The organism is Ruegeria sp. AL2, assembly GCF_056540845.1.
Genome location: NZ_JBQFXM010000003.1, coordinates 179,730 through 192,685 on the forward strand (window position 1 = coordinate 179,730; position 12,956 = coordinate 192,685).

The following is a 12,956-nucleotide window of genomic DNA, read 5'->3' on the forward strand; positions in this document are numbered from 1 at the left end:
TGGAAGGCACATGGATCAGACCGTCGAAACCTATATCCCGGACTGGGGAACAATCGGAAAGCCCCTGTTTGACAAACCGGATGCACGGGCACTATCCCGCGTCGGGGTTGTCGATGTCGGGTCGAACTCGGTCCGGATGGTCATTTTCGACGGGGCGGCGCGATCACCGGCCTATTTCTACAATGAAAAGGTCATGTGCGAACTGGGGGCAGGCCTGTCCGAAACCGGACGACTGAACCCGCGTGGCCGCGACCGCGCCTTGTCGGCCCTACGACGGTTCCAGCACCTGGCAATGGATCTGGATTTGCCCGGTTTGCATGTTGTGGCCACCGCTGCTGTGCGCGAAGCCTCGGATGGGCCCGAGTTCTGCGATCAGGTGCAGGCTGAAACCGGTTTGCAGGTGGCCATCATTGACGGTGACGAAGAAGCCCGCCTGTCGGCGCAGGGTGTCTTGTTGGGGTGGCCCGGAGCTTATGGACTGATCTGCGATATCGGCGGGTCGTCGATGGAATTGGCCGAAATAGGCGGTGGTCAGGTCGGCCGCCGCGTGACCTCGCCGCTTGGGCCGTTGAAACTGCGTGACATCAAAGGCGGGCGACGTGCGCGAAAAGCGCATATCAAGGAAACGATGGAGGATCTGCGCAATCAGATGGGCCAGCAGCGGGACCGTTTATTTCTGGTCGGCGGCAGCTGGCGGGCCTTTGCGCGGCTGGACATGCTGCGGCGGGGCTATCCGCTGAACGTGCTGCATGAATACCGCATGACCACCAAACAGGTGCGCGAGACGATCAAATACATCGAAAAACACGATAGCGAAAAGCTGCGTGCTCAGGCGGGCGTGTCCAGTTCGCGCATGGCGCTTATCCCATATGCGATGGATGTTCTGGCGCGGCTGATCCGCACGTTCAAACCCAAAGATATCGCCATCTCAAGCTATGGTATCCGCGAGGGCTTGTTGTATGAGCAGATGCCGCAGGAAGTGCGCGACCGCGACCCGCTGATCGAAGCCAGCCGGTTCTCGGAAGCAAAGGACGCCCGCCTGCCCGGATTTGGCAGCAATCTCTATGATTTTGTCATCCCGCTGTTCAGATCCGCACCGCCCAGCAGGGTGCGCCTGATCAAAGCGGCCTGCCTGCTGCATGATGTAAGCTGGCGCGCGCATCCCGATTATCGGGCCGAGGTGTGTTTCGACAACGTCACGCGCGCCAATCTTGGTGGCTTGAAGCACTCCGAGCGTGTCTTCATCGGATTGGCACTGCAACACCGCTATCGCAACAAGCGGGAAGGCAACCGGTTCTCTCGGCTTTACGAGTTGCTGGACGAAAATAGCCAGAAACAGGCCGAGATCCTGGGCAAGGCCATGCGCTTTGGCGCGATGCTGTGGATGCACAACGATGCCAATATGGGGCAGCTCAAGTTTTTCCCCAAGAAGCGAGAGCTGGAACTGTATCTGCCCGAAACCGCTGCCCCCCTGTTCAGCGAAGTGGCTGAAGCCCGGCTGAACGCTTTGGCAGCGGCGCTGAAATCTCAGACTCGCGTGATTGTCAAAGGCTGACTCTTGAGCGGGTCAGATATCTGTGGGTCCCTTGGGCACCTCGATATCTTGCTTTTCGGGCTGAGAAGGCTCTTGGGGCGGTTTTCTGCGGATAATGATATCGCCATTGGGCAGGATCTCGGGTGGTTCATAAACACTCCAGTCCTTGACCTCAGCCGCCAGTTCAGCAAGTGCCGGGCCCATCTGCTGCAAGAATGACTGCATTGCCGGGCCAAGCTCTTCCGCCAGACCCAGCAAGTTTTCCAATGCCGGTTCCATTTCCTTGCGCAGGCCTTCGAAAAACAGTTCGGCCCCCTGCTCCAACAGGGATTTTTCATTGTCTTCCTGCGCCATCGCAGGCGCGGCAAGGAACATTGAGATCGTACCGATCAGCAAAATGCGTGTCATACCTGACATATAAGGCCCGTGTGGCAGGCTGGAAAGGTCACAGTTCAATATCAAGCGTGACCGGAAAATGATCGGAGGCCGTCAAAAGCGCCTGCCGCAATTCCGGTTCAGCCCAACAGGCGGCATCCTGAAACGGGTGCCAGATACGCCAGGACGGGCGATATGCTTGCAGGTCCGCGGTAATCATTATGTAATCCAGCAAAGCGTCCAGAAATTTACCTTCCTCCGGACGGGCAAAGCGCGCAGTGGCAGGCACCGGCCCGGGCCGAAACCTGTAGGCTGTGACGGCGTTCGGATCGAACAATCCGGCTTGCAGCAATACCTCGACCGACGAGCGGCCAAAGAGGTGCTCAAACTCATCCAGCCCGGGGCCATCGTTCAGATCGCCCAGCAAAATGACGGGCTGATTTTGCGCAACATGCCATTCGACGCGCCGTGCAAGCCAGATCGCTTGCGCCAGCTGCTTGCGGCGATTGGCAATCGAGATCCGGATCGCCTCGTCCCGCGATTCGGCACCGTGCGGTGCCTTGGATTTCAGATGTGCCCCGATCAGGCGGATGTTGTGCCCGGCTTGCGTCGTCACTTCCAGTTCCATCGGCGGTTTGGAGAACCGTACGACATCCTCGGTCGCATCGATATCGAGGTCGATTTTGAACACGCCATCGAACCGGGGGGCTGCCGTATCTGCAATATCTCCCTTGGGGTCATGGCGAACACTCAGCACCGTTCTGTCATAGAGCAATGCCAGTTCCTGATGCGTGTCGTTTGCATAGCCCATCACCGCATCAGACGTGCGCAAGTTGAACGCTTCGGCAAAGGCTTGCAGGGCCCGAACCGTGTTCTGGCGTCTGCCGGTGTTGGGCGCCTCGACGATCACAATCGCATCAGCGTCAATTGCGGTCAGAACCTTGGCAATCGCTTCGACCTGCTGCGCTTTGGTGACGTCGTGCCTGCCAGACCAGCTGTCATCGACGATCAGCCTGTCTTTCTGGTCAAACAGATTGGCGAACCATTCGATATTATAGGTCGCCAGCCGCATCTAATCAGGCCCGCGCACCGTTGATTTCATCCCAGGCACGATTGATGTCGATCATCTTTTTCTCGGCCAACCGGATCGCCTCTTCGGGGACACCCCGGGCCATCATGGCGTCGGGGTGCGTTTCCCGAACCAGCTGCCGCCAGACCTTGCGAATGTCGGGCAGCGGCATGTTATGTGGAACCCCCAGAACCGTGTAAGGATCGTTTGGCGCATCCGGAACAAAGCGCGCCCGCAGCGCTTTGAACTGCGCGTCGGTTTGTCCGAAGATCTGGCTGACATCTTCGAGAAATGCGTTTTCGTTCGGATGATAGAAACCGTCCGCCATCGCAATGTGAAAAAGCCCCTCCATCAAGTCACACAGGGTTGTGCTGTCTTCCGAGAACATGCGTGCGATTTTGCGCGCGTAGTCCTGATATCCCGCCACGTCCGTTCGGGCCATGTTGAAGACTCGGGCTGCACCTTCCTCATCTTCGCGCGCGATCTGAAACACGTCGCGAAAGGCGGTGACCTCATCACGGGTCACCTGACCGTCTGCCTTGGCCATTTTGGCACCCAGTGCGATGACCGCAATCGTAAAGGCCACGGACCGCTCCGGTGGCGAGCGTAGTTTTTCAAAAACTGCGGTCAGGCTTTCGCCTTGGGCAAGCGCGCTCAGCGCATCGGATATGCGGGTCCAGATCGACATGACCGCACCCTAGCGTCACAATTCAGGACTGTCAGGTCCAACGGGTCATTCAGCACCAAGAATTTTCTGCATCAGCACAAGATCCAGACGCTGGCCGAATTTGAACCCGACTTCGGGCATCACCCCAACTTTCGAATAGCCAAGTGCGGCATGAAACGCCTCAGCCCCCGGATTGGCCGAGGATATGCCCGCGACCAGAACATGAACGCCTTGGGATTGCGCGATTTCCTCCAGCTCTGACATCAACGCACGTCCCACCCCTTTGCCCCACGCATCCGGTGACAGCTGGATCGTATGTTCGCATGTTTGCGCATAACCGGGCCCGGTTCGGAAAGGGCCATATGTGGCAAAGCCGATAACGTGGCTGTCGTGCTCGGCAACCAGATAACCAGGCACGCGTGCCTTGATATCTTCGGCAATCTGGGCGGCGCTGCGCTCGTCCGTCGTGAAAGTGACCAAAGTGTCCCGGATGATCGCATTGGTGATCCGGGCAATGGCTGGTGCATCTGACGCTGTGGCCGGGCGAATGTTCATTCCAGCACCCGAAGCCCATGAGCTGTCTCGATCTCTGCCTGCAAAGCCGCGGGGCCGGTGTCGAACACCACATGATCCAGTTCACCCAGTTGACGGGCCAGTGTCAGGGCGTCGGGGTGATAGACAACCAGGCGTCGCAACCGGCACGCGCTGTCCTGCAACATGTTTGCTGGGTGCAGGTCGCCTTTCCATTCGATAAGGGCGGGAAACAGATTGTCGAACGGCAAGCGCCCCGTTGGCGGAACCGCCATGCGCCATTGCAACGCGCCGCGGGTCAGGTCGATGGGCTCTCCGGTACCATCTGGGAAGATCGACAGCGTGGCCTCGATATCCTCGACCCGGCATATCCAGTTCGTCAAACGCGGGCCGCCCTGAAAATTGTCCAGATCGAACCATCGCGGCCTGCCCGGAGGTTGCGCCTGCGGATCGATGGCAATCGCTTCGAGATAGAGCCCATCCCTGAGACCCAGCAGCCTGTTATGTGTCCCGAATTTTTCGTGTTTCCCACCGGGTTGCAGCGCAACGCCAAGCGCCTGTTCGATATGCGCAGACGCTTCTTCAAGCGTTTCGCCCGCGACGGCCAGATGATCGAGTAACATGCGCACCCTCCTGCGAAAAACGACCGGCCCCGAAGGGATCCGGTCGCATGTTTTCGCCATTGGCGCGGGATCACAAGAGCTTTCGTTGAAAGTCTTGCCTTGGGTCAGGGCCGTGCTTGGCGGATCAGGCGCAGAATGTCCTGAGCGGCCTCGGGAATGTTGGTGCCCGGACCAAAGATAGCCTTGACCCCATGGTCATACAGGAACTGGTAATCCTGCTGCGGGATCACCCCGCCACAGATCACGATGATATCGTCGGCCCCTGCTTTCTTCAGCTCTTCCACCAGCTGCGGTGCCAGTGTTTTATGCCCCGCCGCCTGCGAGGAAATGCCGACCACATGCACGTCATTGTCCACCGCGTCCTGCGCGGCCTCGGCGGGCGTCTGGAACAGCGGGCCAACGTCCACATCAAAACCGATATCAGCAAAGGCCGTGGCGATGACCTTGGCACCGCGATCATGCCCGTCCTGCCCCATCTTGACCACCAGCAGACGCGGGCGGCGACCCTCGGCCTCGGCAAAGTCCTCGATGGATTTCTGGATCGCGGCAAAGCCTTCGTCGCCCTCATAAGCAGCGCCATAGACACCGGCCAGGGTTTTCACCTCGGCGCGGTGGCGGCCGAATTCTTTCTCCATTGCCATGCTGATCTCTCCTACGGATGCACGGGCGCGGGCGGCTTCGACCGCAGCGGCCAGCAGGTTTCCGCCCTCTTGGGCGGTCTTGGTCAGGGCGTCCAGCGCGGCTTGGCACGCGGCTTCATCACGGGTCGCGCGAATGCGTTCCAGCCGCGCCACCTGCGCCTCGCGAACGGCGACGTTGTCGACATCCAGAATGTCGATCGGGTCTTCCTGTTCCTTGCGGTATTTGTTGACGCCGACGATCACTTCGTCGCCCCGGTCAATCATGGCCTGACGGCGGGCTGCGCTTTCCTCGATGCGCAGCTTGGGCATACCCGAGGCAACGGCCTTGGTCATGCCACCCATCTCCTCGACCTCTTGCATCAGGGCCCAGGCTTTTTCGACCAGTTCATTGGTCAGGCTTTCGACATAGTAAGAACCGGCCAGCGGATCGACCACATCAGTCACACCGGTTTCTTCCTGAAGCACAAGCTGCGTGTTTCGCGCGATGCGGGCCGAGAAATCGGTGGGCAGCGCAATTGCCTCGTCCAGAGCATTTGTGTGAAGCGACTGGGTGCCACCCAGAACTGCGCTCATCGCTTCATAGGCGGTACGGATGACGTTGTTGTAAGGGTCTTGTTCCTGAAGCGAAACGCCGGAAGTCTGGCAATGGGTGCGCAGCATCTTTGAACGTTCGGACTTTGCCCCAAACTCGGTCATTACCCGGTGCCAGAGCGTGCGTGCGGCGCGCAGTTTGGCGATCTCCATGAAGAAATTCATGCCGATGGCGAAGAAGAACGATAAACGGCCCGCGAACTTGTCCACGTCCATTCCGGCCTCAGTCGCGGCACGGACGTATTCGCGCCCATCGGCCAGCGTATAGGCCAGTTCCTGAACAAGGTTCGCCCCGGCCTCTTGCATGTGATAGCCCGAGATCGAGATCGAGTTGAACTTGGGCATCTCATTCGACGTGTATTCGATGATGTCCGAGATGATTTTCATCGACGGTTCAGGCGGGTAGATATAAGTGTTGCGCACCATGAATTCTTTCAGAATGTCGTTCTGAATGGTGCCGGACAGGACAGATTTGTCGTGACCCTGTTCTTCACCCGCAACAATGAAACTTGCCAGGATCGGAACAACCGCGCCATTCATGGTCATCGAGACCGAGACCTTGTCCAGCGGGATGCCGTCAAACAGGATTTTCATATCCTCGACACTGTCGATCGCAACGCCTGCCTTACCGACATCGCCAACAACGCGTGGGTGATCACTGTCATAGCCGCGATGTGTCGCCAGATCGAAGGCAACCGAAACGCCTTGCTGGCCTGCTGCCAGGTTGCGTCGGTAAAACGCGTTCGATTCCTCGGCGGTTGAGAAACCCGCATATTGGCGGATCGTCCACGGACGCCCGGCATACATCGTGGCCTTGACACCGCGGGTAAACGGGCCAAATCCCGGCAAAGACCCCATATGCGGCAGATCGGCGGTGTCTTCCTGGGTGTAAAGCGGTTTGACCGCGATACCTTCCAGCGTTTCCTTGGTCAGGTCGTCCAACGGACGTCCGCGCAGCTCTTTCTCGGCAAGCGCTTTCCAGTCCTTCGTGTCGGTCATTTCGATTTCCTCTCGTCAATACGGATGGCGGTCGCTGAAAGCGTCCGCGCCAAAGTCCTGCACTTGGCCTGTTCATTCAGGTGCAAGCGCGAAAATGTGGTCACCCGGCGCAAATCGCCGGTCGCAATCGCGGGCACAGGGGCTATATTCGAAAGAACAGGAGGCCACATGACACGCACGCTTGCCTTTGTTTTCTCGGCACTAATCCCTCTGGCTGCCCTGGCGGCAGACGGAACCGCGCCGTCTGATGACAGTTTTGTCCGCCCGGTGGGTGAAAGTGAACTCAGCGAGTTCTTGTGGGTCAAACGCCCCATCGTGGTTTTTGCTGACACGCCTGCCGATCCGCGGTTCCAGCAGCAGATCGATATGCTTGTCGCAGAAGAAGCAGCCATGCGCGACCGCGATGTCATCGTGCTAACAGACACGGACCCGTCTGCCCGGTCCCCGATCCGGACCAAGCTGCGGCCGCGTGGTTTCCAGATGGTGTTCGTCGACAAGGACGGTGTGGTCAAATTGCGCAAACCCAGCCCGTGGAGCGTGCGTGAGATTGGCAGGTCTATCGACAAGACCCCCCTGCGCGAACGCGAGATCCGCGACCGGCGCGAAGGGGGCTGAACGCTTTCGCCACACCTAATGGCCCCGGCGCGATGCGCCGGGAACGTTGGAATGTATATCGAAAGCGCCAACATGGTCACTCGAACTCGATGATTACGTCGTCCACAGCAAGGCTGTCACCGGGACCTGCATTGACCTTGGCGACCACGCCCCTCTTTTCAGCGCGCAGGATGTTTTCCATCTTCATCGCCTCAATCGTGCAAAGCGCCTGACCTTCCTGCACTTCCTGCCCCACTTCGACATCGACCTTCACGACTAGGCCCGGCATTGGGCAGAGCAGCAACTTCGAGGTATCAGGCGGCAGTTTTTCCGGCATCAGTTTGGCCAGTTCCGCCTGCCGTGGGCGGCGCACATGCACTTTCATGTCAGCGCCCCGGTTGCGAACACGGAACCCGCCCGAGACCTTGCCGATTTTCAGAACCAGCGGGCTGCCATCCACGTCCAGAACCGCCAGCTGATCGCCCGGCGTCCAGTCCGAGGCGACACGCAAGGACGGTCCGTCCTCAAACTTGACCGTTGACCCCTCTTTGTCGGCGTTGACCTGCACGGCGAACTCCTGTCCCTGCAATGTCACAACCCAGCGCTTGCCTACTTTGCGTTCGTGATTGTCCATCCGCCCCGACACGCGGGTGCGCCGGATTTCGGCGACGCGGTGCATGGCCGCGCAGGAAGCAGCAATCCGGCGCAGATCAGCTTCGGGCAGCGTGACGCCCTCGAACCCGTCTGGGTATTCTTCAGCAATGAAGGCCGTTGTCATGTCACCGCTGACAAACTTTGGGTGATCCATAACTGCCGACAGGAACGGCAGGTTGTGACCGATGCCTTCCACTTCGAAACTGTCCAGCGCCACGCGCATCGCCTCGATAGCTTTTTCGCGGGACGGCGCCCAGGTGCAGAGTTTGGCGATCATCGGGTCGTAATACATGCTGATCTCGCCGCCTTCGTAGACGCCGGTATCATTGCGCACGGCGGTTTCGCCTTCTGGTGCTTCACCCTGCCATTTGCCGTTGACCAGCAACGGACCAGCCGCGGTTTCCTGCGGCGGGCGATACCGGGTCAGACGACCGATCGACGGCAGGAAGTTGCGATACGGGTCTTCCGCATACAGACGGTTTTCAATCGCCCAGCCGGTCAGGGTCACGTCCTCCTGCGTTATCGAAAGCTTTTCACCCGCTGCGACACGGATCATCTGCTCGACCAGATCGACGCCGGTGATCAGTTCCGTAACAGGGTGTTCCACCTGCAGGCGCGTGTTCATTTCGAGGAAGTAGAAGTTCTTGTCTCCGTCCACGATGAACTCGACCGTACCTGCACTTGCGTAGTTCACGGCCTTGGCCAGAGCGACAGCCTGTTCACCCATCGCCTTGCGGGTTTCGGGATCAAGGAAGGGTGACGGCGCCTCTTCCACCACTTTCTGATTCCGGCGCTGGATTGAGCATTCACGCTCGCCCAGGTAAATGCCATTTCCGTGACTGTCGCACAGAACCTGAATTTCGATGTGGCGCGGCTGGGTTACGAATTTTTCGATGAAGATCCGGTCATCTCCGAACGAGTTTGCGGCTTCGTTCTTGGACGACTGAAAGCCTTCGCGCGCCTCTTCATCGCTCCACGCGATGCGCATGCCCTTACCACCGCCACCGGCGCTGGCCTTGATCATGACCGGATAACCGATTTCGTTCGAGATCTTGACCGCCTCGTCCGCGTCCTCGATCAGCCCCATGTAACCCGGAACCGTCGAAACTCCGGCCTCCTGTGCGATCTTCTTCGAAGTGATCTTGTCGCCCATGCTTTCGATTGCACCAACAGGGGGACCGACAAAGGCGACACCTTCGGCCTCGAGCGCCTCGGCGAACTTCGAATTTTCCGACAGGAAGCCATAGCCGGGATGAACCGCCTGCGCGCCGCTTTTGCGGATGGCATCCATGACCTTGTCGATCACAATGTAGGACTGGTTCGCCGGGGGCGGACCGATATGCACGGCTTCGTCGGCCATCGACACATGCAACGCGTTCTTGTCCGCGTCCGAATAAATGGCAACGGTGCCGATACCCATCTTGCGGGCGGTCTTGATGACCCGGCAGGCGATCTCGCCCCGATTGGCGATCAGGATCTTATTGAACATGAAACGTCCTTTGGCTTGGTGTTCCGAAAACGCAAAACGCCGCCGCAGGGAACGATCCCCACGACGGCGTGATGCGCGATGATGGCTGAGGCGCCAGGCGCCCCGAAAGATTTGCGTTAGTTACAGGTGTTCTGCGTCTTGCAGTACAGCACGTTGCCCGCTGCGCCGACGGCCGCGCCAAACAGCGGGTCGGCATTGAGGACCGCGGCCCCCACAGCCCCGGCACCGCCGCCGAGGATTGCCTGTTCGCCCGTGGTGTCACCGCACGCGGCCAGACCAGCACAGGTCGCCGCAACAAGGATGAGTTTCGAGAATCGCATTGTGTCTGCCCTTTTAGGTTTCTTGGTTCGTTTAGGGCCAGATGCGCGAAATGCGGCTTGTTATTCAATATCAATGGGGTTGCAGGCAGGTTTTGTGCGGGATATCGCCACTTTTTGGCTGCGCGGCCCACAAAGAAAAACGCGGACAGGTCTATGTGGGGAACACAAGCCTGCCCGCGCAAGGAAGGGGTACGGAATAGTAGGTGCATGTGCGGCGCAGGCAAAGTAGAGCCGCACGGCCCATTCAGATTGCACGGCACAATCCGTTGGGCAAACACAGTATTGTTTCCCAAGGGCAACTCGGCTGGTTTCTGCCCAAGCCGCAACATGGCGCGCAACTTCGTGCCGACAGCATTCATGGGAATTACCAGCGCGATAGACCCGTTTACCGTCACAGTTTCGTGACGAAAGGGGCCGCTTCCGATGTTTTCTGCGACTGCAACATCACGAATCGCCGCTACTGCACAGGCGAAGGAATTCCCTCGCAGCAGTGCGTTAGATGACAGGTTCAAGACGCCGTGATTCAAGAAGCCGAAAAAGGCACATTTTCTTGAGAAATCAGACGGTTCTATTCTCTTTCTCGTGATTTCCAAAGATTTCTGCTGCGTGAAACGGTCCTTGGGCACACTCGCACTCAAAGGAACACCCACATGACTATGACTAGAAAAAAGGCACTCCTGCTCGCTGCCTCTGCGCTCAGTGTGACTGGCACGTTTGCTTTCGCTCAGGACGCCCAGACCCAGGCTGAACTCGACGCTTTGCGCGCACGGATCGAGGCGCTGGAAGCCGGCAAAAGCAGCCCCGCCAACGGAGATTTCCGCATCGGCAACACCGTTCTGGACATTTACGGATACGTGAAGGCCGATTTCTTTTATGACTTCGACTACGATCAGGGGGATACAGCGTTCGTGAATGTTATCGGCGAACCCTCGGCCGCGACCGACGGCACCTTCGGGGCAACCGTTCGCCAATCTCGGATCGGACTGCGTACCACCACCCCAAGCGGGATCGGTGACATTGGCGGACAGCTTGAGCTTGACCTGTTCGGTTCCGGTGGCACGGCTGAATTGCGCATACGCCATGCCAACATCACCATTGGCGACCAGTTCCTGATCGGTCAGTATTGGACAAACTTCCAACCATTGGACACCTACCCGACCACCGTCGAATTCAACGGCCCGGTGGGTATCGCATTCGCCCGTGTCCCGCAGTTGAGATACACTGGGCAGCTTGGCAGCAATGCACAGTTTGCGGTCTCGATCGAAGAGAACGTGAGCGGGTCGAATTCCGATGATCCCGTCCTGACGGCCTCGGCGGAGTATAACGACGGCACATATATTGCCCGTGGAGCCGTTTTGTACGGCAAAGCCAATTCCGGCAATGTCGAAGTGGATCAGACGGGCTTTACGTTGTCGGGCGGCATTCGCCCCTGGCAAGGTGGATTGTTCCAGGTCAACTACGTCACTGGTGAGGCGCTTGGGCCATACCTGATCGGTCTCGGCGATGCCATTGTCGGAGGACAGGCCAACGATGTGGATGGCTATACCGTGGAATTCAGGCAGGACCTCAGCCCGAAGTTGAACGTTGGCATTTCCTATGGTCGCGAGAGTTATGATCTGCCGACCTCGACCGGCACCCTGTCCTTCACCGAGCTGGAAACGATCCATGTCAACGCGTTCTACAAGGCGACAGACAGTCTGACGCTCAGCGCCGAGTATATCTATGGCGAGCGGAACGACGCGCCCACCGGCAGAACCTTTGATGGCAGCCGTGTTCAGCTTGCGGCGCAGTTGAACTTCTGAGACCACACACAAATCCTGCCCGGTTTCGGGCAGGATCTTCCCGAAACCGGCAGTGATTGGCTTATGTACGGCTGCGAATATCACAATCAGTCCATCCCGTCGATGATGTCCGGGAAGGATGCGCGCGCAGCGTCTACGTCGATGACAAGCAAGGCATCATAGCTGGCCGGATCAAAGGGGTCTTCTGCCGGAATGACTTCGCGCCCGAACAGCCAGCTCAAACGCCCGGCATCCAGATTGCCCCGTTCGAACGGCTGGTCACCGAAATGGGTCCAAAGGGCTTCCATGAACGCAATATCAGCGCGCTTGTCCGCAGGTTTACGATCCCGAAACCGCTCCCGCCGCGTTAACGGTGTAACGCCCTTTGGGTTGGCGCGACGAATGGTGAACTGAAAGTCTGTGCCTGAAAGGCGACCGGGAAAACCACGATGCTTCAGCATGAAAGGCCCCCTTGTGTCATACTTGCAGACAAAAGCAATTCGAGCCCGAAAAGGGATGGGTTCATGATGCGCACCTCCAAAGCCGCACAGTTGGTTTGAGATGCTTTGTACTCATGGAATCTTGCGGTCATGGTCAAAGCCCCTCCCAGATACACTTGGACTGCTCCAGCCGGTAGGCCTCAAAAAACTGGGTCGCATCAGGGGCGGCATCACCAAACTCAACCGGGCGATCGGACAAAGAGATCACGACCCGCGCCGGCTGCAATTCATGCTGCGCGACATATGGAACGGCCAGAATCTGGCACAGGTGCTCCATATCCTTCGACGCCACATCATACCCGATCCGCCCCACTGACGCGCCTATTCTGGGCGCGATGAAGCGAAAGCGCAGCCAAAGCTCGCCAGGATTGTTGTCCAGCAGGACATCGCTCAGTTGCACTGGCTGGCCCGACGGCACCGGCAGCAACGTATCGGTGTCCGCAAAAGCTGGATGGCTGAAGGTGAGAGCAATCAGACAAATGGCGCGGCCCCGGACCCACCAGCGGCGAGCTCCTCCTTCCGGGGTCGCGCGCGCAGTACGATTGGTCTGCGCGGTTCTATGTCTGACGGGTCGGATCATTCTACTAT

13 protein-coding genes are annotated in these 12,956 nt (G+C 58.6%); 3 read left to right on the forward strand and 10 right to left on the reverse strand.

Translation table 11 applies throughout. From position 1 onward, the window contains the following. The first annotated feature begins 10 nt into the window (after positions 1 to 10). On the forward strand, positions 11 to 1,555 hold the full coding sequence (locus ACR0ID_RS06710; RefSeq protein ID WP_480604500.1) for a Ppx/GppA family phosphatase: 1,545 nt from the start codon (positions 11 to 13) through the stop codon (positions 1,553 to 1,555). Between the two features lie 12 nt (positions 1,556 to 1,567). Here the strand turns inward: ACR0ID_RS06710 and ACR0ID_RS06715 are convergent, their stop codons facing one another. The 6 genes from ACR0ID_RS06715 to scpA all read right to left on the reverse strand — a co-directional run bounded on the left by ACR0ID_RS06715 (position 1,568) and on the right by scpA (position 7,030). Then, complete coding sequence (locus ACR0ID_RS06715) at positions 1,568 to 1,942, reverse strand: hypothetical protein (protein ID WP_480604501.1); 375 nt, start codon at positions 1,940 to 1,942, stop codon at positions 1,568 to 1,570. 37 nt (positions 1,943 to 1,979) lie between these two features. Further along, the gene (locus ACR0ID_RS06720) at positions 1,980 to 2,981 is read right to left on the reverse strand and encodes an endonuclease/exonuclease/phosphatase family protein (RefSeq protein WP_480604503.1); all 1,002 of its coding nucleotides are present in this window, start codon (positions 2,979 to 2,981) and stop codon (positions 1,980 to 1,982) included. Positions 2,982 to 2,985: 4 nt separating this feature from the next. Further along, positions 2,986 to 3,666: a TerB family tellurite resistance protein gene (locus tag ACR0ID_RS06725; protein WP_480604505.1), complete on the reverse strand. Its 681-nt coding sequence runs from the start codon at positions 3,664 to 3,666 to the stop codon at positions 2,986 to 2,988. A 45-nt stretch (positions 3,667 to 3,711) separates the two neighbouring features. Then, on the reverse strand, positions 3,712 to 4,200 hold the full coding sequence (locus tag ACR0ID_RS06730; RefSeq protein WP_480516224.1) for an N-acetyltransferase family protein: 489 nt from the start codon (positions 4,198 to 4,200) through the stop codon (positions 3,712 to 3,714). Further along, positions 4,197 to 4,799, reverse strand: a complete 603-nt coding sequence (locus tag ACR0ID_RS06735; RefSeq protein ID WP_480516222.1) for a VOC family protein — start codon at positions 4,797 to 4,799, stop codon at positions 4,197 to 4,199. Before ACR0ID_RS06735 ends, ACR0ID_RS06730 begins: the two co-directional genes overlap by 4 nt. A gap of 104 nt (positions 4,800 to 4,903) precedes the next feature. Then, the gene (gene scpA, locus ACR0ID_RS06740; RefSeq protein ID WP_480554051.1) at positions 4,904 to 7,030 is read right to left on the reverse strand and encodes a methylmalonyl-CoA mutase; all 2,127 of its coding nucleotides are present in this window, start codon (positions 7,028 to 7,030) and stop codon (positions 4,904 to 4,906) included. Positions 7,031 to 7,198: 168 nt separating this feature from the next. On the opposite strand from scpA, the gene ACR0ID_RS06745 reads away from it, so the two are divergent. Continuing rightward, entirely contained in the window at positions 7,199 to 7,645 is a 447-nt protein-coding gene (locus ACR0ID_RS06745; RefSeq protein WP_480475841.1) for a DUF4174 domain-containing protein, read from the forward strand. A 76-nt stretch (positions 7,646 to 7,721) separates the two neighbouring features. On the opposite strand, the gene ACR0ID_RS06750 is transcribed toward ACR0ID_RS06745, so the two are convergent. Next, entirely contained in the window at positions 7,722 to 9,767 is a 2,046-nt protein-coding gene (locus tag ACR0ID_RS06750; protein ID WP_480604507.1) for an ATP-binding protein, read from the reverse strand. A 116-nt stretch (positions 9,768 to 9,883) separates the two neighbouring features. After that, a complete protein-coding gene (locus ACR0ID_RS06755) occupies positions 9,884 to 10,087 on the reverse strand; it encodes a hypothetical protein (protein WP_480475837.1) in 204 nt (67 codons plus the stop codon). A gap of 650 nt (positions 10,088 to 10,737) precedes the next feature. On the opposite strand from ACR0ID_RS06755, the gene ACR0ID_RS06760 reads away from it, so the two are divergent. Then, the gene (locus ACR0ID_RS06760; protein WP_480493766.1) at positions 10,738 to 11,889 is read left to right on the forward strand and encodes a DcaP family trimeric outer membrane transporter; all 1,152 of its coding nucleotides are present in this window, start codon (positions 10,738 to 10,740) and stop codon (positions 11,887 to 11,889) included. 86 nt (positions 11,890 to 11,975) lie between these two features. Here the strand turns inward: ACR0ID_RS06760 and ACR0ID_RS06765 are convergent, their stop codons facing one another. Together ACR0ID_RS06765 and ACR0ID_RS06770 are read right to left on the reverse strand one after the other, a co-directional pair. Then, complete coding sequence (locus tag ACR0ID_RS06765; RefSeq protein ID WP_480475833.1) at positions 11,976 to 12,329, reverse strand: hypothetical protein; 354 nt, start codon at positions 12,327 to 12,329, stop codon at positions 11,976 to 11,978. Between the two features lie 133 nt (positions 12,330 to 12,462). Then, the gene (locus ACR0ID_RS06770; RefSeq protein WP_480604509.1) at positions 12,463 to 12,948 is read right to left on the reverse strand and encodes a DUF6497 family protein; all 486 of its coding nucleotides are present in this window, start codon (positions 12,946 to 12,948) and stop codon (positions 12,463 to 12,465) included. Positions 12,949 to 12,956 lie beyond the last annotated feature (8 nt).